Origin of the sequence: Thermus oshimai DSM 12092 (assembly GCF_000373145.1) — a bacterium.
Lineage (GTDB): Bacteria > Deinococcota > Deinococci > Deinococcales > Thermaceae > Thermus > Thermus oshimai.
Genome location: NZ_KB890621.1, coordinates 136745 through 157041 on the forward strand (window position 1 = coordinate 136745; position 20297 = coordinate 157041).

Here is a 20297-nt window from a genome sequence, read left to right on the forward strand (position 1 = left end):
ATGGTCCTCCTTCTCCTGACCCAACTCCTCAACAGCCTGGCTTTCGGGATGCTCCTCTTCCTCCTGGCCCTGGGGCTTTCCCTCATCTTCGGGGTGGCCCGGGTGGTCAACCTGGCCCACGGGGCCTTTTACCTCCTGGGGGCCTACCTGGGGCTGGCCCTGGCCCAGGCCTGGGGGAACTTCTGGCTGGCCCTTCTCGTGGTGCCCCTGGGGGTAGGGCTCCTGGGGGCGCTTCTGGAGCGCGTTCTCCTCCGGGGGCTCCACGGGAGGGAGCTGGAGCAGGTCCTCCTCACCATCGGCCTGGGGTTCGTCATCGCCGACCTCCTCAGGGCCGCCTTTGGGGCCGCGGTGCGCTCCGTCCCCCCGCCCCCCGAGCTCGCCGGCCCCCTCTTCCTGGGCCCCCTCATCTACCCCAAGTACCCCCTCTTCCTCATCGGCACGGGGCTCTTCCTCTTCTTCCTGGTGCGCCTCCTTCTCGCCCGCACCGCCTTTGGGGTCCAGATCCGGGCCGTGACCTCCGACCCCGCCATGGCCAGCGCCCTGGGCATCCGGCCCGAGCGGGTGGGCCTCCTGACCTTTGGGGTGGGCACGGGGCTGGCCGCCCTGGGGGGGGTTCTGGGGGCCCCCCTCATCGCCCTGGCCCCGGGGATGGACGCCCAGATGACCCTCTTCGCCCTCATGGTGGTGGTCATCGGCGGGCTGGGCCGCCTGGAGGGGGCCTTCTTCGGGGCCATCCTGGTGGGGCTGGTGGACGGGTTCGGCCGCCTCTTCCTGCCCCAGGTGGCCATGTTCCTCATCTTTGCCCTCATGGCCCTGGTCCTGGCCCTTAAGCCGGAGGGGCTTCTGGGAAGGAGGCTGGCATGATGGCCCAGCGCTCCAAGACGGCTACCCCCCGGGCCCAGCTCCGGACCCTGGGCCTCCGGGCGGGCCTGGTGGCCCTCCTCCTCCTGCCGGCCTTCTTCGGGGGGTACCCCCTTTTCCTGGCCACCGAGGGCCTCCTCCTGGGGGTGGCGGCCGCTGCTCTGAGCTTCCTCATGGGCCACGCGGGCATCGCTTCCTTGGGCCAAGCCGCCTTCTTAGGCCTCGGGGCCTACACCCTGGGCCTGGCCCTGAAGGCGGGTTGGCCCTTGGGGGGGGCTCTTTTTCTGGCCTTCCTGGTGGCCGCGCTTTACGGCCTCCTCACCGGCCTTTTGGTGTTCCGGGCCCAAGGGATCTTTGTCCTGATGCTCACCCTGGCCTTCGCCCAGATGGTCTACTCCGCAGCCTTCAAGTGGACCGCCCTCACCGGAGGGGACGACGGGCTTTCCCTCTCCGGGATGGCCCTGAACCCGGTCCTCCTCCACGGGGCGGCCCTGGTCCTCCTCCTCCTCGTCCTGGGGTTTCTGGGCCACCTGCTCCGCACCCCCTACGGCAAGACCCTGGAGGCCATACGCCAGAACGAGGAGAAGGCCCGGGCCTTAGGCGTGCCCACCTTTTTCTACAAGCTCTCCGCCTACACCCTGGCCGGAGGGCTCACCGGGCTTGCGGGGGCCGGGCTGGTCCTCCACCGCTCCTTTGTGAGCCCCCACGACCTCTTCTGGCTGACCTCCGCGGTCTTGGTGGTCATGGTCCTCCTGGGAGGGGCGCGGGGGCTCTGGGGGGCGGCCTTCGGGGCGGTGCTTTACGTCTTCCTCCAGGCCTGGGTGAGCTCCTTGACCGACCTCTGGGGGCTTTTCGTGGGGCTCCTCCTCATCCTCAGCGTGCTCTACGCCCGGGAGGGGCTTTGGGTGCTTCTGGAAAAGCGCGTGGGGGGTGGCGGTGGCCGGGCTTAAGGTGGAAGGGGTGTACAAGGCCTTCGGCGGGGTCCTGGCCCTGGCGGGGGTGAGCCTCGAGGTGGCCCCGGGGGAACGCCGGGCGGTCATCGGCCCCAACGGGGCGGGGAAGAGCACCCTCTTTAAGGTCATCGCGGGGGAGCTCAGGCCGGACCGGGGACGGGTCCTTTTGGGGGGCAGGGAGATCACCGGGCGGCCCCAGGAAGGGGTGGTCCGGCTGGGCCTGGCCCGCACCTTCCAGCGCTCCAGCCTCTTCCCGGAACTTTCGGTCTGGGAGAACGTGGCCCTGGCCCGGGAGGCCGCCCGGGGACAGGCGGGGTCCTGGCGGAAGGCCCTGGCCCCGGACGAGGAGGTGGCCGCGGTCCTGGAGGGGGTGGGCCTGGCCGAGCGGGCGGGGGTGGAGGCGGGCCGCCTCTCCCACGGGGAAAAACGCCAGCTGGAGATCGCCATGGCCCTGGTCCAGCGCCCCAGTGTCCTCCTCCTGGACGAGCCCTTGGCCGGCCTTTCGGGGGCGGAGCGGGAGCGGATCGGCCGCCTCATCCTAGGACTGGACCCCAGGATCACCGTTCTCCTGGTGGAGCACGACCTGGACTACGCCCTCCGCTTCGCCCACCAGGTCACGGTGCTCCACTACGGGGAGGTGGTGGCCCAAGGTCCTCCCGAGGCCATCCGCCAGGACCCCACGGTCCAGGAGATCTACGTGGGGAGCGGCTGGGCCGTGGGGGAGGGGGGGAAGGACCCCTCCGGGGAGGTGGTGCTCGCCTGCCGGGGCCTGGCCGCGGGGTATGGGGCCATGCGGGTGCTCCAGGGGGTGGACCTGGAGGTGCGCCGGGGGGAGGTGGTGGCCCTCCTGGGCCGGAACGGGATGGGGAAGACCACCCTCCTCTCCGCCCTCATGGGGCTCCTCCCCCTGCAAGGGGGGGAGGTGCTCCTCCTGGGGGAGGGGGTGGGGCACCTGCCCCCCTACCGCCGGGCCCACCGGGGGATGGCCCTGGTGCCCCAGGGGCGCAGGATGTTCGAGGGGCTTTCCGTGGAGGAGGAGCTCCGCCTGGCCGCCCAGGGCCTGGGGGGCCGCTGGACCGTGGAGCGGGTCTTTGAGGTCTTTCCCCGGCTTAAGGAGAGGCGGCAGGTGGCCTCCCGGGCCCTTTCCGGGGGGGAACAGCAGATGGTGGCCATCGCCCGGGCTCTCCTACGCAACCCCAAGGTGGTCCTCATGGACGAGCCCAGCGAGGGGCTTTCCCCCCTCATGGTCCGCCAGGTGGCGGAGGTGGTCCAAACCCTCAAGGCGGAAGGGGAAACGGTGCTCCTGGCCGAGCAGAACGTCCAGATGGCCCTCTCCGTGGCCGACCGGGTCTACATCCTGGAGCACGGGGAGATCGTCTGGGCCGGTCGGCCGGAGGAGGCCTCGGACCGGGTTCTGGCGGAGCACCTGGGCGTCTAGAGGAGGTGGGAGGGGTGCTTAGGCTTTCCGATGGGGTGCGGGCCAAGCTGGAGGAGCTGGCCCAGGGGGTGGAGGAGGGGCTTCTGCCCGCGTGGATCTTCAACGACCCCGACCTCTTTGAGCTGGAAAAGGAGCGGATCTTCAGCCGCTCCTGGGTGTACCTGGCCCACGAGTCCGAGATCCCCAAGCCCGGGGACTACGTGCTCCGCTACATCCTCAACAACCCCTACATCGTGGTCCGGGGCGAGGACGGGCAGGTGCGGGCCTTCCTGGACATGTGCCGCCACCGGGGGATGCGGGTCTGCCGGGCGGAGGCGGGCAACGCCAGCCACTTCCGCTGCCCTTTCCACGGCTGGACCTACCGCAACGACGGGGCCCTGGTGGGCGTGCCCGCGGAGCGGGAAGCCTTTGCGGGGGATCTGAGGAAGGAGGAGTGGGGCCTGGTGCCCCTGCCCCGCCTCGAGGCCTTTGACGGCCTCCTCTTCGGCAACCTGGACCCCGGGGCCCCGTCCTTGGAGGAATGGCTGGGGGAGATCCGCTGGTACCTGGAGCTCATCACCAAGCGGAGCCCGGCGGGCCTCGAGGTGCTGGGCCCGCCCCAGCGCTGGGTGGTGCCCACGGACTGGAAGCTGGCCCTAGAGACCTTCATAAGCGACAGCTACCACACCCTCATGACCCACCGTTCCCTCATCGAGCTCGGCATCGCCCCCAAGGACGCCAAGTACGCCATGTACGGGGAGCAGATCCACGTTCCCGGAAAAGGCCACGGGGCCATGGTGGTGGGGGCCCCCCCGGGGGCCCAGCTCCCCCCCTTCTGGGGCTACCCCGAGGAGATGATGGAGCGGGCCCGGGCCTCCTACCCCACCAAGGAGCAGTGGGAGGTGGCCAAGGAAACCCGCATCCTCCTCATCACCCTCTTTCCCAACTTCTCCATCCACAACCCCATCCGCCGCCCGGACCACAAGTACCCGCGTCCCGTGCCCATGCTCACCTTCCGGGTCTGGCATCCCCTGGGCCCGGGGCGGATCGAGATCTTCTCCTGGGGCCTGGTGGAGAAGGACGCTCCCGAGTGGTTCAAGGAAAAGGCCCGCCACTCCTACCTCCGCTTCTTCGGCTCCTCCGGGACCTTCGAGCAGGACGACACCGAGATCTGGTCCCACGTGGCCCAAAACGCCGCCTCCACCCAAGGGGGGCGGGTTCGCCTGTACTACCGCATGGGCCTCCACCTGGCCCCCGACCCCAACTGGCCGGGGCCGGGCGTGGCCTACGGGCTCAACTTCACGGACGCCAACCTGCGCAACTTCCACCGGCGTTACCTGGAGATGCTCTTGGCTTAGGGGGTGTGCATGGATCCCACCCGGGAGATCCTGGAGGTGCTCTACAAGGAGGCGGAGCTTCTGGACGAGGGCCGATACCGGGAATGGCTGGACCTTCTGGACGAGGAGGTGGTCTACCGGGTGCCGGTGCGCCAGACCCGGGAGCGCCCTCCGGAGGGGGGCCTGAGCGGGGTGGCGGAGGGGATGCACCACCTGGACGAGGACCGCACCTCCTTGGAGATGCGGGTGGCCAGGCTGGAAACGGGCTTCGCCTGGGCGGAGGACCCCCCTTCCCGCCTGCGCCACTTCGTGACCAACGTGCGGGTGGGGGAGGTGGTGCGGACGGAACGGGGGGAGGAGGTGGCGGTGCGCTCCAACCTCCTCCTCTTCCGTAGCCGCTGGGACCGGCCCGACTACACCCTGCTCTCCGCCGAGAGGCGGGACGTGTGGCGCCGCCGGGAGGGGGGGTGGCGGCTGGCCCAGCGGATCGTCATCCTAGACAGCGCCACCCTGCCCACCCACAACCTCTCCTTCTTCCTCTAGGGAGGACGGCATGATCACCCTGACCAACGAGTTCACCACCGTGACCATAGAGAAGGTCCGCACCGGCCAGGGGGAGCGGGTGCGCATCACCTCCCCCCGGACGGGGTACAGCATCGACCTGGACCCCCTGGAGCTCGAGGCCCTCACCTGGCAGAGCCCGGAGACCTTCTCCCGCCTCCTGGCCACCCCCTTCGGCCCGGAGGAGGAGGGGGTGGAGGGCCGGCCCCTTTCCGACCTCATCCTCTTTGGGGGGGAGGATGCGTAGGGTCCAGGTGGGCATCGTGGGGGCGGGCCCTGCGGGGCTCCTCCTGGCCCATCTCCTCCACCGCATCGGGGTGGAGACGCTGGTCCTGGAGGCCAAGAGCCGCGCGTACCTGGAAACGAGCCCTCACCGTATCCGGGCTGGGGTCTTGGAGTGGGGGGCTAAGGAGATCCTCCTGGCCGCGGGCCTGGGGGAGCGGATGGAGCGGGAGGGCCTGGAGCACCGCGGGGTCTACCTGGCCTTTGACGGGGCCCTCCACCGGGTGGACTTCCCCACCTTGGCCGGGGGCAGGAGCATCTGGGTCTATGGCCAGCAGTACGCGGTGCGGGACATGATCCGCCTCCACCTGGAGGGGGGAGGGGAGATCCTCTTTGAGCACGAGGTCCTGGGGGTGGAGGAGCTGGAGCGGAACCCCGTCCTGGTCTACCGCACCCCAGAGGGGCGGACGGAGCGGGTGCGGACGGAGTTTGCCGTGGGGGCCGACGGCTCCCACAGCGCCCTCCGGGGCCTCATCCCGGGGGCCAGGGTCCACCGGCGCACCTACCCCTTCGCCTGGCTGGGCATCCTGGCCGAGACCCGTCCGGCGGCGGAGGAGCTCATCTACGCCAGCCACCCTAGGGGCTTCGCCCTTTTCAGCATGCGCTCCCCCACCCTGGCCCGGAACTACCTGCAGGTGGGCCCGGAGGAGCGCCTCGAGGACTGGCCCGAGGCCCGCATCTGGGAGGAGCTCGCCCTTCGCCTGGACGGGGTGGCCGAGGTCCGCCCCGGCCCCCTTTTGGAAAAGAGCCTCACCCCCATGCGGGCCCTGGTGGTGGAGCCCATGCAGCACGGGCGGTTCTTCCTCATCGGCGACGCGGCCCACGTGGTGCCCCCCACGGGGGCCAAGGGGATGAACATGGCCGTGGCCGACGCGGTGGCCCTCTTCCGGGCGCTAAGGGCCTTCTACCTGGAGAAGGACCCCACCTTCCTGGGCTCCTTTACGGAGGAGGCCCTCCGGCACGTGTGGCAGGCGGAGTTCTTCTCCTACTGGATGACTACCCTCCTCCACACCCACGAGGACCCCTTCGCCGAGGGGCTCCGGCTGGCCCAGCTCCGCCACCTGGGGGAAAGCCCCCACCTCCTCTCCTTCCTGGCGGAGAACTACGTGGGCCTCCACACCACGGGGCGCTGGGCGGAAACCCTCAAGGCCCTGGCCTGAAGGGGGCCCTCTCCCTGAACCTCTCCCAGGCCCCTTCCCGCTGGAAGAGGACGAGGCCCTCCTTTAGGGCCGGGCCGATGGGGCCAAGCCCTTCCGCCAGCAAGGCTTCGGCCTCCTCCCAGGTGTAGGGGAAGACCTCCACGCCCCTCACCCCCGGGGGGCGGTACCGCACCAGGCGTTCCTCAAAGGGCCAGGGGGTGTGGGCGAGGAGGACCAGGAGGTCCGCGTCGCTCATGGCCGTGGCCTCCCCCCGGGCCAGGGAGCCGAAGAGGACCACGGCCAGGACCTCCGGGTGCAGCTCCCCTAGGGCCTGGGCCCCCCGGCGGACCTCCTCGAGGCGGGCCCTCCGGTCCAGGCGGAACACCCGGGTCATAGGTACCCCCTAACGAAGTCTAGAACCTTTCCCGCTAGCTGCACCGCTTCCTCCGCTTCCCGGGCCACGTAGTGGCGGGCGGCAGGTCCGGAGGGGTGGGCATCGGGGTAACGGGTGGGGATGTAGTACTTGTCCAGGATCTTGGCCGCCTCCACCAAGTCTTCTGGAACATCTATATCTTGGGGGAGTTCCGTCAGGAGGTCAAGGATGGAATGCCCCCAGGCCACCTGTCCCCGGGCCAGGTGTAGGCCCTTGAGGGCCGCCTCTGCGGCTTGCTGGGCGGCAAAGCAAGCCCACGCCCAGTCGCCAAACCCCAAAGAGGCCTGGGCGTGGCGCAGGTTGTGCTCCGCCTGCGCCAGCCAGTCCCGGGCCCGGTTCACGCCCTCACTTTACCAGCCCACGGAGCCAGGCCGCGGTGGCCCGGGCCAGGAGGGGCTCCACTCCCACCCCCTCCAAAAGCTCGGCCGCGGCCAGCATCTCCTCGTACCGCCTTTGGGCGTGCTTCCGGCTTCCCTCCACCAGCCTTTCCACCAGGCCCTCGTCCGCTTCCTTGAGGCTTTGGGCGATCTCCTTCCGGATCTCCTCCTCCAGCCCGAGCCGCCGGGCCCCTTCCAGCGCCTCCCCCACCGCCGCGGCCAAACCCTTGAAGAAAACGCTTCGGAGGAGCTTCCGCGCCTGGGCGGCACCCGGCTCCTCCCCCACCACCCGCACCGGGGCCCCCAAGGGGGCGAGGAGGGCCCGGTAGGCCTCCGCCCCCGGCCCGGCGGCCAGGGCGGGGGTGCGGAGGCCCCGGCCGGGGACCGGGCTCATCAGGGCCACGTCGGCGAAGAGGGCCCCGGTGGGGGCAAGGCAACGGGCGATCCTCTCCTTTAAGGCTGGGCTTGCGGTGTTCAGGTCCGCGTAGACCTGGCCGGGCCGGAGCACCGGGGCCACCCTTTCCGCCACCTCCAGGGCCACCCGGGCCCAGTTCACGCTGAGGACGAGGTCCGACCCGGCCGCGGCCTCGGCCTCGCTGCCTGCCCGCAGGAGGCCCGGGACCCCCTTTTCCGGCACGGGGTCGTAGCCCGCCACCTCCGCTCCCTGGGCGAGGAGGTCCCGGGCGAAGAGGCTTCCCGCCTCCCCCAGGCCCAAAACGGCCACCCTAAGCCCCATCGGCCTTCCTCAGCTCCTCCTCCACCAGGGGGCGCAGGCCGTAGAGGTCTATGGAAAGTTCCCCCCGCCGGTAGCGCTCCCTAAGGGCCGCCTCCCGCTCCGCCCGGGCCCGGGCCTTTTCCAGAACCTCCCGGGCCCTTTCCCGGGGTACGGCCACCACCCCGTCCCCGTCCAGCACCAGGTAGTCCCCCTGGGCCACCGCCACCCCGCCCACCCGCACCGGGATCCCAAGCCGCCCTGGTGTTTTGCGTTCCGCCCCCCTTGGGCTTACCCAGCGCGCCCAGACGGGCAGGCCCAGGGCGGCGATCTCGTCCGCGTCCCGCACCGCGGCCTCCACCAGGATGGCCGCGGCCCCCCTGGCCTGGGCCTGGGTGGCGAGAAGTTCCCCCAAGAGGGCCACCGGTTCGGGGGTGGGCAGGGCCAGGACCAGCACCTCCCCCGGCTGCAGCACCGCCATGGCCGCGTGGACCATGAGGTTGTCCCCCGGGGCGCAGAGGACGGTCCGGGCCGGCCCGGCGGCCCGGCTTCCCGGCACCAGGCGGAGCCAGGGGCCCTCGAGGAGGCCCGCCCGGCCCGCCGCCTCGTAGACCGTGGCCGAACCCAGTTCGGCCAGAAGGACGAGTTCCTCCCTCTTCAGGCTCATAGCCGGTCCACCACTTGGGGCAGAACCCGCTGGAAGGCCTCTGCCCGTTCAATCCCCTTGCGGCCGGAGATCCTGCGGGCGTGGTTGGCCCGGTGCTCCGCCCGCTCCGCGTAGTAGCGTTGCAGATAGGCCTGGGAGGCGAAGACCTCCATGGCCTTAAGCTTCTTCTCCCACACCGGGGTGATGTCCAGGAAGAGGTTAGGCACGAAGCCCGAAAGCTCCGGCTGATGGGGTTCAAAGAGGAGGAATTCGGGCGGCGGGATGGTCTTGAAGGCGCTGGCCACCCCGGCCCCCGCCGCCAGCTGGCGGGCCTTCTCCGTGATGGCGTAGGCCACGGGGTGGTCGGGGTTGAAGGGGTCCTGAGGGGTGTGGGTCATGAGGATCTGGGGGGCGAAGTCCACCAGGATGGCCCGGAGGCGCTCCACCGCCTCCTCCGTCATCCGTAAGGGGTAATCCCCCAGGTCCAGGGCCAGAAACTCCGCCCCCAGGATGGCCGCCGCTTGGCTTGCCTCCTGGTGGCGGATGGCCTTGACCCTTTCTAGGGTCTGGCCCGCCTCCTTCCAGAGCTCCCCCGACTCCCCCCGCTCCCCGTAGGTCAGGGCCACCACCAGGGCCTTCCCCCCGTGGGCCGTCACGTGGGCGATGGCGCCTCCGGCCCGCCAAACGAAGTCCGCCGCGTGGGCCGAAACCACCAGAAGCCGCTTCATCCCTTGCCTCCTTCTGCCAAGAAAACCGTGTTCTCCACGGCCATCTGCCGCACCGTTCCCTCGTCAAACCCCGCTTGCAAGAGCCTGTCGGCGAAGAGGGCCAGCCCCTCCTCCACAGGGGGGTTTTGGGGCTGGCCCAGGTCGGTGGAGAGGACGTTCCGTTCGGGGCCCGTGGCCTCTATGGCCCGGAAGACCCTTTCCCAGGGCACCTTGCCCGTATACGAGGGGACGAAGCACCGCTCGAGGAAAGCCCCCATCCGGGCCAGCTCCCGCTGCTCGGGGAGGGGGAGGTCCTGGGTGGGGTAGTCGGGGTGGGTGATCACGAGAAACCTAACCCCCGCTTCCAAGGCCGCCTCCACCACGGGGAAGATCTCCCTCCGCGAAAGGTGCCCTGTGGCCAGGACCAGGCCGTGCCGGGCCACGGCCTCCAGGACCGCCTTGAGCTCGGGGAGGGGATGGCCCCTTTCGTCCAGGACCTCCACCGGCCCCGGATCCAGGCCCAGCCGCCGGAACTCCTCCTGGAGGCGGGCCCACTGGGGCCGCTTTCCGGGGGGCAGGGTTTCCAGGTGGTGGGCCTCGTTCAGGGCATCCACCGTGGGCAGCCAGACGAACCGGGCCCCCGCCCGCGCGGCCACCTCCACCGCCACCGGGTTCAGCCCCCCCACCGCCCGGTTCAGGACGATGGCCCCTAGGGCGTTAACCCCGGGCACCGCTTGCCGCACCAGGGCCGCCCGCTCCGCGGTGGGGGCGTAGTGGGACTTGAGCACGAACCCCTTAAGCCCCACCTCCAGGCACCGCCGGGCCAGGGTCAGGTCGTCGGTCTTGCGGGGCAGGAGGTCGGGGGCCACGTGGACGTGGAGGTCGTACCCCCCCCGGACCGCCGCCCGGGCCTTCTCGGAAGGCTGGATCCCATCCATGCTTATTCCCCGGCCCGCTTCAGGGCCTCCATGACTCCCTGGAGGTGCTCGGCCATGGCCCTGGCCGCCTCCTCCCCGTCCCCCTTGGCGATGGCCTCCACGATCCGGCGGTGCTCCTCCAGGGAGCGGTCCGGCCGCCCCGGCACCAGGACGGTCCGGTACTGGTGGCGCACCCCCTGGGCCCTGAGGGCCTCGATGAGGCGGGCCGCGGTCTTATGGCCGGAAAGCTCCACGATGGTCCGGTGGAGGAGGGCGTTGAGCTCGGACATCCCCAGGAGGTCTCCCTCCGCTTTCTTGGCCTCCATCTCCCGCAGGATGGCCCTGAGGCGGGCCACCCCTTCCGGGGTGGTCTTGAGGGCTGCGTGCCGGGCGGCCAGGCTTTCCAGGGCCATGCGGGCCTCCAGGACCTCCAGGGCCTCCTCCTTGGAGATGGCCCGCACCCAGGCCCCCCGGTAGGGGGCGCTTTCCACCAGGCCCTCCTGCTCCAGCCGGGCCAGGGCGGTGCGGATGGCCGCCCGGCCCAGGCCGAAGCGCTCGCTTAGGTCCTTCTCCACCAGGCGCTGTCCCGGCAACAGCTCCCCAGCCAGGATGGCCTCCCGGATCCGCCGGTAGGCGGTCTGGGCCTCGGTGGCCTTCTCCGCGGTGGGCATCCTAGGCCTCCTCCACGGGCGGGGTCCCGTAGGTGTGGAAGGTGGGGATGGTCTGGAGCCCCCAGGCCTGGCCCCGCTTCCTTTCCTCCTCGTTCCAGACGATGGACCTCCAGTCGGGGGCCAGGAGGAGCCGCGCCCCAGGGCAGGCGATCTCAAAGCGGTTTCCCCCGGGCTCGTAGACGTAGAGGAAGAAGGTCTGCTGGATGGCGTGTTTGTGGGGACCGGTTTCGATGGGCACCCCGTATTCCAGGCAGATGTCCGCCGCCCTGAGGACCTCTTCCCGGCTGTCCACCGCATAGGTGAGGTGGTGAAGGCGGCCTTTGGCCCCCAGGTGGTCCTTGGTCACCGCCAGGTCGTAGGTCTTGTTGTTGCAGGTGACCCAGACCCCCTGCTCGTCCCCTCCCGTGAAGACGATCTGCTCCGTGACCTTCATCCCCAGGGCCTCTTCCAGGAAGAGGCGCATGGCCTTCACGTCCGAAGCTAGGAGGTTCACGTGGTCCAGCCGCCTTAGGTTGGCCCCCCTGGCGGGGAAGCGGGAGGCCTGGTTCTTGAGGGCGGGGCGGGTGGCCTCGGTGGGCTCGTACCAACGGGTTTCCCAGTAGACCTCCATCCGGTGCCCGTCCGGGGTGCGGAAGCGGTAGGCGGGCCCGTGGCCCAGGTCCTCCGTCCACCCCTCCCCAAGCCCCAGGGCCTCCAGGACCCGGACCCGGCGCCTTAGGGCCTCGAGGCTCCGCACCCGGAAGGCCAGGTGGCCCAGGCCGGGCTTGGGGGCGGCGGTGAGTTTTAGGGTGTGGAACTCGTAGTCGTCCCAGCCCCGCAGGTAGACGGAATCCCCCTCCTGGCCGCTTACGGAAAGCCCCATGACCTCGGTGAAGAAACGGAGGCTCTCCTCTGGCTTGGGGGTGAGGAGTTCGATGTGGCCCAGATGGGCCAGGTCGCAGTAAGGCCAGCGGCCCAGCTCGGAAGCGTCCACCGTGTCCACCTCCTGGCCCCAGGATACCTTTTGTCGCCTATTTTGTCAACAATATTACACAACCTCTGGTCGCCCTATGCGGTCCTGTGGGACGGGGTTTCCCGCATAGATGAACGGCGGCCTTCCCCTCGAGGCCCTTCCCGGGATATCCTGCCCGCACACGGCAGGAGGTGAGGGATGGATGGAGTTCAGCTCCTCGTTGGTGGCGAATGGCGGCCCAGCCGCTCAGGGAGGGTGTTCGAGAGGATGAGCCCCCTAGGCGGGGTGGCCACCCGGGCGGCGGCGGCCGACCTTGAGGATGCCCTCCAGGCGGTGGAGGCTGCCCAAAGGGGGTTTGAGGCCTGGTCCGAAACCCCTCCTAGCGTTCGGCGGGAGGTCCTTTGGAAGGCGGCTTTGGCCCTGGAGGCCCGAAGGGAGGCCTTTGTGGAGGCCATGACCCGGGAGACCGGGGCCACGCCCGGCTGGGCCCACTTCAACGTCCACCTGGCCGCGGGGATGTTCAAGGAGGCCGCGGCCCTCACCACCCAGATCACGGGGGAGGTCATCCCCTCGGACCGGCCGGGTACCCTGGCCTTTGCGGTGCGCCAGCCCGTGGGGGTGGTTTTAAGCCTCGCCCCCTGGAACGCCCCGGTGATCCTGGGGGTGCGGGCCCTGGCCACCCCCCTGGCCTGCGGCAACGCCGTGGTCTTCAAGGCCTCTGAGATCTGCCCCAGGACCCACGCCCTGATCGCGGAGGCCCTGGAGGAGGCCGGCCTGCCCCCCGGGACGGTCAACTTCCTCACCACCGCCCCCGAGGAGGCCCCCCGGGTGGTGGAGGCCCTCATCGCCCACCCCCTGGTGCGCCGGGTGAACTTCACCGGCTCCACCCGCACCGGCCGGATCATCGCCGAGCTTGCGGGGCGGCACCTCAAGCCGGTGCTCTTGGAGCTAGGGGGAAAGGCTCCCCTCCTGGTGCTTAAGGACGCGGACCTCGAGGCGGCCGCCCAGGCCATCGCCTTCGGGGCCTTCGCCAACCAAGGGCAGATCTGCATGTCCACGGAGCGGGTGGTGGTGGAGGAGCCCGTGGCCGAGGCTCTGGTGGACCTCCTGGCCCAGAAAGCGGCCCGCCTCACCGTGGGCCCCCCGCAGGAGGCCCCCGTTCTGGGTTGTCTGGTGGACGAGCGGGCGGCGGAACGGGTGGCGGAGCTGGTGAGGGAGGCGGTGGAAGGAGGGGCCCGGCTGGTCACGGGCGGGCGGCGGGAGGGTCCCTTCTTCTGGCCCACGGTGGTGGACGGGGTCCGTCCCGGCATGCGTCTCTATCGGGAGGAGTCCTTCGGGCCGGTGGTGGCCGTGGTCCGGGTCAAGGACGAGGCGGAGGCGGTCAGGGTGGCCAACGACACGGAGTACGGCCTTTCCGCGGCCATCTTCACCCGGGACATCGCCAAGGGCCTCAAGCTGGCCCAGAAGATCCAGTCGGGGATCTGCCACATCAACGGGCCCACGGTGCACGACGAGCCCCAGATGCCCTTTGGAGGGGTGAAGGCTTCCGGGTTCGGGCGGTTTGGGGGTCGGGCGGGGATCCACGAGTTCACCGAACTCCGCTGGATCACCATCCAGACGGAACCCCTCCAGTACCCCTTCTGATGGGAGGTGGAAGGATGAATCTTGGACGGCGCCGTTTTCTCGGTCGGGCGGTGGGTTTAGGGGCGGGCCTCCTGGGGTGGAGCCTGGGACAGGGGGCTTCGGTGGTGCGGGTGGGGTACAGCATCTCCAAAACCGGTCCCTACGCCACCGGGGCGGGGATCACCACCCTGCCCAACTACCGGCTCTGGGTGGAGGAGGTGAACCGGGCCGGGGGGCTTAAGCTTTCGGGCGGGCCGGTGCGCCTCGAGGCGGTGGAGTACGACGACCGCTCCAACCCCGAGGAGGCCATCCGCAACCTCCAGCGCCTTTTCACCCAAGACCGCGCGGACATCGTCCTGCCCCCCTGGGGCACCGCCATGAACCTGGCCGTGGCCCCGGTCTTCGCCCGCTACGGGTATCCCCATCTGGGGGTGACCAACCTGAGCGAGAAAACCCCGGAGCTGGTCAAGCGCTGGCCCAACTACTTCTCCTTCCTGGGCCTCCCCTCCCAGTACGCCGAGGCCCTGGCCCGGCTTCTCCGCAATCTGGCGGGGGCGGGCCGGGTGGGGCGGCGGGTGGCGGTGGTCCACACGGACGACGAGTTCGGTTTGGAGCTTTCCGGTGCCTTTCGCAAGGCCCTTCAGGGGAGTGGGTTGGAGCTGGTCTACTTCCAGAGCTACCCCCAGGGCTTCAGCGATTTCCAGTCCCTGCTAAGCGCGGTCAAGGGCCGGGACCCCGACGCCTTCGTGGCCTTCAGCTACCCGGCGGAAACCCTAGCCCTCCCCGAGGCCGCTGCGGTGGTGGGCTTCAACCCCCCGGTCTTTTTCCTGGGGGTGGGCACGGCCTTCCCCGTTTTCCGCCAGCGCTACGGGGCCCGGATAGAGGGGGTGATGGGCCTAGGGGGGGTGGTGAACAACGCTTCCTGGAGGGCTTACCGGGAGCGCCACCTGGCGGTGACCAACCAGGAGCCCGACCGGTGGGCCAGCCCCGTCACCTACGCCTCCCTCCAGGCCCTGCAGCAGGCCATAGAGCGGGTGGGTAAGGTGGATCGCTTCCAGGTCGTTCGCCTCCTCCGGGAGTCCACCTTCGACACCATCCTGGGCCCCTTGCGCCTGGAGGCCAACGTCTTCCGCGGCAACTGGCTTATCGGCCAGTGGCAGGGCGGGGAGTTTGTGGCCCTGATGCCGGAGCGCCCCGGCGCGGCCACGCCCCTGGTGCCCAAGCCGGCTTGGACCCGCTGAGATGGCCTTCCTGGAAACCCTCATCTCGGCCGGCATCTTCGGAGGGGTGTACGCCCTCCTGGCCCTCGGCCTCACCCTGCAGTACGGCGTGGCCCGGGTGCTGAACCTAGCCTACGGGGAGGCGGTGGTCCTGGCAGGCATCGCCACCGCGCTCCTTTTTGCCCGGGGCCTCACACCCCTCTGGGTCCTCCTGCTCCTCCCTCCCCTTTGGATGGGCCTGCACCTCCTCCTCTTCCGCTTCCTTTTCCTGCCCGTCCTGGGGCCTAGGTTGGCCTTGGACCCCGGGCGCGAGGGCCGGATCATCCTCCTCAGCTTTGGGCTCTCCTTCCTGAGCCAAGGGCTCATGGCCGCTTACCTCGGGGGGCAGCTCTTCAGCTACAGCTACCTCCACCAGGGGGTGGCCTTGGGGCCCGCCCAGGTGAGCCTGAACCGGGTCCTGGCCTTCCTCCTTGCGCTGGGTCTGGCCCTCGGCCTGCACGCCTTCCTCCAAAGGAGCAGGCTGGGCACCGCCATCCGGGCCCTGAGCCGCGAGCCTGCGGAGGCGGCCTTGGTGGGGGTGCCCGTGCCCCGCCTGGCCGCCGGGGTGTTTGCCCTGGGGGGCGGGCTGGCGGGGGCCGCGGGGGTTCTCCTCAGCATGTTCCAGCCCCTCGCCCCCACCCTGGGGCCCGAGCTCACCCTGAAGGCTTTGGTGGTGGTGGTCCTGGGAGGCTTAGGGGGGGTGCCCGGGGCCCTGGCGGGTGGGGTAGCCCTGGGGCTCACGGAGGGGCTGGTGGCCCGGTTTGTGAATCCCGGCCTGAGCCTAGCGGCCCTTTACCTCCTCTTCCTAGGTGCGGTTCTCTACCTGCGGGGCAACCGGGAGGTGGCCCGCCAATGAGGCTCTACCTTGCCCTCTTCTTTGCCCTGGGGATCAGCCTGCCCTTCTGGGGCGGGGAGTATGGGGTTTCCACGGGCATCTCCATCCTTCTCTACACCGTTTTGGCCGCGGCCTGGGCCCTTTTCACTGGGCCTTCCCGTTACCTCAGCCTGGCCACCTCCGCCTTCTTCGGCGTGGGGGTCTACGCGGTGGCCCTCCTCCACGAAAGGGTGGCCTGGCCCCTCCTCTGGCCCCTGGCTTTCCTGGGTGCAGGGGGCTTGGCCTTCCTGGTGGGCCTGGCCACCCTCCGCCTCCAGGGGGTGTACTTCACGGTGTTCACCTTCGGCCTGGCCGAGCTGGTCCGTCAGCTCATCACCTGGGGCCAGCGCAACCTAGGGGGGTCGGTGGGGAGCTACGTCTTCCTGGAGGTGGGCCAGGAGGCCATTTACGGGCTTCTCCTCTTCCTGGCGGCCCTGGTCTACCTGGGGGGCGAGGCCCTGCGGCGGAGCCCCTGGGGGCTGGCCCTTTGGGCCTCCGGGGATGATGAGCTGGCCGCCCGGCACAGCGGGGTGCCCGCGGTCCGGGTGCGCCTTCTGGTCTTCAGCCTCACCGCAGGGGTGATGGGCGTGGCGGGGGCCGCGGTGGCTCCCCGCTGGGTGTACGTGGACCCGGGGCTGGCCTTTAACCCCAACACCTCCTTTCTCACCGCGGTGATCGGGCTCGTGGGGGGGCTTCAGGGACCCTTGGGGGCTTTCCTCGCAGCCCCCCCTTTTGTCCTCCTCTGGGACTTCCTTTCCGGTCGCTTTCCCCATCACACCACCGCCCTCATGGGCCTCCTGTTCCTGCTGGTGGTTTATCGCCTTCCCCAGGGCCTCCTCGGCTTATGGAAGGCCCCTCTAAAGGCGCCTCCTCCCTCCGAAACCCACTCCCTGCCCCCTTCCCCGGCCCCCATCCAGCCCCCGGTTTCCGCCCCTCTGCTCCGGGCCCAGGGGCTTTCCAAGCGTTTCGGGGGGGTCTTGGCCGTGGCGGGCCTGGACCTCGAGGTCCGGCCGGGGGAGATCGTGGGGCTCATCGGGCCCAACGGTTCGGGAAAGACCACCGCCCTGGGCCTCATCGCCGGCACCCTGCCTCCCGATGGGGGAGAGGTGGTCTTCCTAGGGCGGAAGGCCACGGGCCTTTCCCCGGAAGCCTTGGCCCGGCTGGGCCTAGGCCGGACCTTCCAGCAGGTGCGGCTTTTCCCCTCCCTTACCGTCCACCAGCACGTGTACCTGCCCCTGGCCCTCCGGGGGGTGCGGGGCGCCGAGGAGGAGGCCCGCCGCCTCCTCCGGCGGGTGGGCCTCGAGGGGCAGGCCTCCCTTTTCCCCCCATCCCTCACGTACCTGGACCAGAAGCGGCTGGAATTGGCCCGCGCCCTGGCCCTGGACCCCAGGCTCCTCCTTCTGGACGAGTGGCTGGCGGGGCTTTCCCCCACGGAGCTGACGGAGGGGATGGACCTCCTGAGGAGCCTTAAGGCGGAGGGACGGGCCCTGGTTCTGGTGGAGCACGTGATGCCCGCGGTGCGGGCCCTTTGCGACCGGGTGTACGTCCTCTCCTTTGGGGAGCTCCTGGCGGAGGGGACCCCGGAAGAGGTGCTGCGGGATCCCAAGGTGGTGGCCACCTACCTGGGGGTGGCCCATGCTTAGCCTCCGGGGCCTGGAGGTGCGCTACGGGGCCCACGTGGCCCTCCAGGGGGTGGACCTGGACCTGGCCCCGGGGGAGGTGGTGGCGGTCTTGGGGGCCAACGGGGCGGGCAAGTCCTCCCTGCTCCGGGCCCTCTTGGGCCTGGCGCCTGCCCGGGGAAGCTACCGGCTGGACGGGGAGGAGGTGGGCCCCCTGATGGAGCGGGGCTTCACCGAGGCCCTGGCGGCCCGGGGGTTGGTGCTGGTGCCGGAGCGGGGCGGGGTCTTCCGCACCCTTACCGTTCGGGAGAACCTCCTGCTGGGGGGTTTTCTGCGGCCGGATGGCCGAAAGGAGCGCGTTCAGGAGGCCTTGGCCCTTTTCCCTCCCCTGGCCGAGAGGCTGGAGCAGCGGGTGGGCACCATGAGCGGTGGGGAGCAGCGCATGGTGGCCCTGGCCCGGGCCCTGGTCCAGGCCCCCCGGTACCTCTTGCTGGACGAGCCCACCTTGGGCCTGGCCCCCCTTTTTGCCCGCCGCATCCTGGAGAGCCTCGAGCACTTTGCCCGGAAGGGCGTGGGCGTGCTTCTCGTGGAGCAGAACGCCCACCTGGCCCTGCAGGTGGCCCGGAGGGGGTACGTCCTGGAGCGGGGCCGGGTGGTCCTGAGGGAGGAGGCCCAGGCCCTCCTCCACCACCCGTGGGTGCAGAAGGCTTACTTGGGTGTTTGAATGACGGGAACAACGGTTTCCAAAAACCTCCCCAGGGCGGAAACCTCCTCCTTCCACCTTGCCTCGGCTTTGGCCAGCCATTCCGGCAGGGGCTGGAAGAGGCTCGGTCGGAAGGTTTCCCCCTGAAGGAAGAGGGCCAGCCTTTCCCCCTCTAGGTGCAGGTGAAAGGGGCGACCCAGGGCGCGCCGCAGCCCCACCAGGGCCTCGGCCAGAGAGGAGTCCAGGGGCCCTTTCCCATAGACCCGAAAGAAGGACTCCAGGGGCGGGGCCTTGGCCTTTAGGGCCCGAAACCGGTCCCATGCCATCAGCCCCCACGCCAAGAGGAGGGCCAGCGCCCCGAAAAAGAGGGTCCTTTCTTCCCGCCACGCCCGCCCCAGGACCAGAAGGGCCAGGAGGAAGAAGGCCCCGGAAAAGAGGAGCATCCCCATTCCCGTCCCCCATTCCCGGTCCTGGAGGTGGAGCGTTCCCGAATAAGCCCGGGGAAGGCGGAAGAGGTAGACGGTTCCCCGGTTGAGGATGTGCGCTCCCATCAAGGAGACGGGTATAGAAACGACGAGCCTCGAGGCCCGAAAGGGGCACCCCGCCATCCGGCCTTCCACCAGGTCCTCCGTTTGGTAACTGGGCCAGGGGGGAAGAAATCCCGTCCAGAGGAGTTCTTCCAGCCCGAGCCCCCCTTCGGGGGTGTAGCGGAACCCCTGGGCCTCCACCACCGGGCGGACCAAGGCCTTCCTGACCTCCTCCCGAAAGCTCTCGGCCAAAAAGGATCCCACCGCGAAGGGGACAAGGCTCAGGACCAGGCCGGAGAGGAAAAGCCAAAGGGGTGCGAACGCGAGGTGGAAGAGGGCGAAAGCCACAAGGATCAGGGAGAGAAGCCCTAGGGACAAAAAGCGCAGGAGAGTCCATCTCCTCTTGGCCTCCAGGGCCTGAAGCCTTTCCCCTGGGGGGGTCATCCCTTAGGGCACGTCTCCGCCGCTACCCCCAAGGTCCCACCCCCCCCAGTCCCACTCGTGCAGGGCGCCCGAGGGGCCCTCCCAGTAAGGGTTGCCCTGCTCGTCAAAGTGGGTGATGTCCGGGGTCTCCCCAGAGAGGGCCTGGCTCCACTCCTCCGACATCCAGGTGTTGAACTCCTCCCCCTGCTTCCAGCTGTCCCAGAAGCCGCCGTCTCCGGTGTCGGGTAGCCCGAGGTCGCCGGAGGGGTCGGCGTCGTAGGGAAGAGCAGGGGTGTCGTAGGGAAGAGCAGGCTCACCCCCGTAGGGGTCTGGGGTGGGTCCCGGTGCGGCGTAGGGCAGGGGGGCAGGGGTCGGCAGGGGCCCCGGGGCCGGGCTTTGGGGTAGAGGGGCTCCCCCTTGGGGAGAAGGCGCCTGTGCGGCCTGGGCCAGGCCCAAGGGGGCCATGGCCTCCTGGAAGGGGCCGGCGTACTGCGCAAGCTTTCCGGGCTCTCCCGTCAGGGTGATCTGGTACCCCTCTCCCCCGAGGACAAAGGCGACCACCTGGAACTCCAGGGTCTTCCCCTGGTGGGTTCCCTGGGCGGCGAAGGCCACCCCCGGAACCCCCAGGACCTGCACGGGCCGCACCCCGCCCACCTGGAAGGCCTCGAGGCCCTGCCGGTTCCGCCAGGCCACCACCTGGGCGTACTGGAAGCTGTTTACCGCCTGGGGCAGGGCCTCCTTTAGCACCGTAAGGTTTTCCCGGAAGCCGTCCTGAGGGCCTTCCTTGGGGGCCAGGAGGGCCTTGCCCCCCTCTACATCGCGCACCTCAAAGCCCTCCGGCACCTTGAGGCGCACCGCACCCACCTGCACCTCCCCCGGCTCCTCCGGGAGGAGGTTCCCCACGATGCCGAGCACAAGGAAGGCGAGGAGGCCCGCCAAAAGCCAGTCCCGTCCTGAACGGGGCCATAGGAGCTTGGGACGGGGTTTCTGCTCCTGGACTTCTCCTTTTTCTTCCATGGTTTCACCTCGGAGGGAGGGGGAAGGCCATCCCCAGGCTAGGGTTCTGGTACATCCCTCCTGCCCCCGGGGCCCCGGGAAGGCCTGGCCTCGGAAGGGTCGTCCCCGGTATGCTTGGGCCCGGTGGGGTAAGCCGGCCCCGGGGTCCCCGGAAGGCCCGGGAGCCCCATCTGGGCTAGGGCAGCCGTGGCCAGCAGGAGCATCCGGAGAAGGAGCTTCCTGTTCATCCTCCCTCACCCCTGAAAGCGTTTTCAGCCATCATTTCCACCTCATGGCCGGACCGAACC

At 69.9% G+C, this 20297-nt stretch carries 22 protein-coding genes and 1 pseudogene; 13 read left to right on the plus strand and 10 right to left on the minus strand.

Features of this window, described 5'->3' with window-relative positions:
• From B043_RS0110020 to B043_RS0110050, 8 genes and pseudogenes are all read left to right on the plus strand, one after another.
• Positions 1-864: a branched-chain amino acid ABC transporter permease gene (locus tag B043_RS0110020; protein ID WP_015065206.1), complete on the plus strand. Its 864-nt coding sequence runs from the start codon at positions 1-3 to the stop codon at positions 862-864.
• The gene (locus B043_RS0110025) at positions 861-1811 is read left to right on the plus strand and encodes a branched-chain amino acid ABC transporter permease (RefSeq protein ID WP_015065207.1); all 951 of its coding nucleotides are present in this window, start codon (positions 861-863) and stop codon (positions 1809-1811) included. Before B043_RS0110020 ends, B043_RS0110025 begins: the two co-directional genes overlap by 4 nt.
• Before the next feature lie 40 nt (positions 1812-1851).
• Positions 1852-2298: pseudogene (locus B043_RS13490) on the plus strand (ATP-binding cassette domain-containing protein); the annotation flags it as partial.
• Positions 2299-2454: 156 nt separating this feature from the next.
• Positions 2455-3252: an ABC transporter ATP-binding protein gene (locus B043_RS13495; RefSeq protein WP_413217813.1), complete on the plus strand. Its 798-nt coding sequence runs from the start codon at positions 2455-2457 to the stop codon at positions 3250-3252.
• Between the two features lie 14 nt (positions 3253-3266).
• Positions 3267-4589, plus strand: coding sequence for an aromatic ring-hydroxylating oxygenase subunit alpha (locus B043_RS0110035; protein ID WP_018461902.1), 1323 nt, complete (start codon positions 3267-3269; stop codon positions 4587-4589).
• Positions 4590-4598: 9 nt separating this feature from the next.
• A complete protein-coding gene (locus B043_RS0110040; protein ID WP_015065210.1) occupies positions 4599-5111 on the plus strand; it encodes an aromatic-ring-hydroxylating dioxygenase subunit beta in 513 nt (170 codons plus the stop codon).
• Positions 5112-5121: 10 nt separating this feature from the next.
• The gene (locus B043_RS0110045; protein WP_018461903.1) at positions 5122-5376 is read left to right on the plus strand and encodes a hypothetical protein; all 255 of its coding nucleotides are present in this window, start codon (positions 5122-5124) and stop codon (positions 5374-5376) included.
• Positions 5369-6571: a 4-hydroxybenzoate 3-monooxygenase gene (locus B043_RS0110050; RefSeq protein ID WP_018461904.1), complete on the plus strand. Its 1203-nt coding sequence runs from the start codon at positions 5369-5371 to the stop codon at positions 6569-6571. Before B043_RS0110045 ends, B043_RS0110050 begins: the two co-directional genes overlap by 8 nt.
• On the opposite strand, the gene B043_RS0110055 is transcribed toward B043_RS0110050, so the two are convergent.
• Genes B043_RS0110055 through B043_RS0110090 form a run of 8 tightly spaced genes read right to left on the minus strand, consistent with a single transcriptional unit; the run spans position 6555 to position 11995 of the window.
• On the minus strand, positions 6555-6944 hold the full coding sequence (locus B043_RS0110055) for a nucleotidyltransferase domain-containing protein (protein WP_018461905.1): 390 nt from the start codon (positions 6942-6944) through the stop codon (positions 6555-6557). The two genes, B043_RS0110050 and B043_RS0110055, sit on opposite strands and share 17 nt — an antisense overlap.
• Positions 6941-7324 (minus strand): HEPN domain-containing protein, encoded by a 384-nt coding sequence (locus tag B043_RS0110060; protein WP_018461906.1) that lies wholly within the window; start codon positions 7322-7324, stop codon positions 6941-6943. The genes B043_RS0110055 and B043_RS0110060 overlap by 4 nt, the downstream gene beginning before the upstream one ends.
• Before the next feature lie 4 nt (positions 7325-7328).
• Positions 7329-8096, minus strand: a complete 768-nt coding sequence (locus B043_RS0110065; protein WP_018461907.1) for an NAD(P)-dependent oxidoreductase — start codon at positions 8094-8096, stop codon at positions 7329-7331.
• Positions 8086-8739, minus strand: a complete 654-nt coding sequence (locus B043_RS0110070; RefSeq protein ID WP_018461908.1) for a 4-carboxy-4-hydroxy-2-oxoadipate aldolase/oxaloacetate decarboxylase — start codon at positions 8737-8739, stop codon at positions 8086-8088. The genes B043_RS0110065 and B043_RS0110070 overlap by 11 nt, the downstream gene beginning before the upstream one ends.
• On the minus strand, positions 8736-9446 hold the full coding sequence (locus tag B043_RS0110075; protein ID WP_018461909.1) for a PIG-L deacetylase family protein: 711 nt from the start codon (positions 9444-9446) through the stop codon (positions 8736-8738). The genes B043_RS0110070 and B043_RS0110075 overlap by 4 nt, the downstream gene beginning before the upstream one ends.
• The gene (locus B043_RS0110080) at positions 9443-10363 is read right to left on the minus strand and encodes a DUF6282 family protein (RefSeq protein ID WP_018461910.1); all 921 of its coding nucleotides are present in this window, start codon (positions 10361-10363) and stop codon (positions 9443-9445) included. Before B043_RS0110080 ends, B043_RS0110075 begins: the two co-directional genes overlap by 4 nt.
• A gap of 2 nt (positions 10364-10365) precedes the next feature.
• Positions 10366-11013, minus strand: coding sequence for a GntR family transcriptional regulator (locus B043_RS0110085; RefSeq protein ID WP_018461911.1), 648 nt, complete (start codon positions 11011-11013; stop codon positions 10366-10368).
• Between the two features lies 1 nt (position 11014).
• On the minus strand, positions 11015-11995 hold the full coding sequence (locus tag B043_RS0110090) for a catechol 2,3-dioxygenase (protein WP_018461912.1): 981 nt from the start codon (positions 11993-11995) through the stop codon (positions 11015-11017).
• Positions 11996-12163: 168 nt separating this feature from the next.
• On the opposite strand from B043_RS0110090, the gene B043_RS0110095 reads away from it, so the two are divergent.
• Genes B043_RS0110095 through B043_RS0110115 form a run of 5 tightly spaced genes read left to right on the plus strand, consistent with a single transcriptional unit; the run spans position 12164 to position 18064 of the window.
• Positions 12164-13609 carry an aldehyde dehydrogenase gene (locus B043_RS0110095; protein WP_026234224.1) on the plus strand — a complete coding sequence of 482 codons (1446 nt, stop codon included), beginning with the start codon at positions 12164-12166 and terminating at the stop codon, positions 13607-13609.
• Positions 13610-13623: 14 nt separating this feature from the next.
• On the plus strand, positions 13624-14829 hold the full coding sequence (locus B043_RS0110100) for an amino acid ABC transporter substrate-binding protein (RefSeq protein WP_026234225.1): 1206 nt from the start codon (positions 13624-13626) through the stop codon (positions 14827-14829).
• Between the two features lies 1 nt (position 14830).
• Positions 14831-15703, plus strand: a complete 873-nt coding sequence (locus B043_RS0110105) for a branched-chain amino acid ABC transporter permease (protein ID WP_018461915.1) — start codon at positions 14831-14833, stop codon at positions 15701-15703.
• A complete protein-coding gene (locus tag B043_RS0110110; protein ID WP_018461916.1) occupies positions 15700-17364 on the plus strand; it encodes a branched-chain amino acid ABC transporter ATP-binding protein/permease in 1665 nt (554 codons plus the stop codon). Before B043_RS0110105 ends, B043_RS0110110 begins: the two co-directional genes overlap by 4 nt.
• Positions 17357-18064, plus strand: coding sequence for an ABC transporter ATP-binding protein (locus B043_RS0110115; protein WP_018461917.1), 708 nt, complete (start codon positions 17357-17359; stop codon positions 18062-18064). The genes B043_RS0110110 and B043_RS0110115 overlap by 8 nt, the downstream gene beginning before the upstream one ends.
• Here B043_RS0110115 and B043_RS0110120 read toward each other — a convergent pair.
• Positions 18049-19014: a hypothetical protein gene (locus tag B043_RS0110120; protein WP_018461918.1), complete on the minus strand. Its 966-nt coding sequence runs from the start codon at positions 19012-19014 to the stop codon at positions 18049-18051. The two genes, B043_RS0110115 and B043_RS0110120, sit on opposite strands and share 16 nt — an antisense overlap.
• 3 nt (positions 19015-19017) lie before the next feature.
• Positions 19018-20010: a hypothetical protein gene (locus B043_RS0110125; protein ID WP_026234226.1), complete on the minus strand. Its 993-nt coding sequence runs from the start codon at positions 20008-20010 to the stop codon at positions 19018-19020.
• Between the last annotated feature and the right edge of the window lie 287 nt (positions 20011-20297).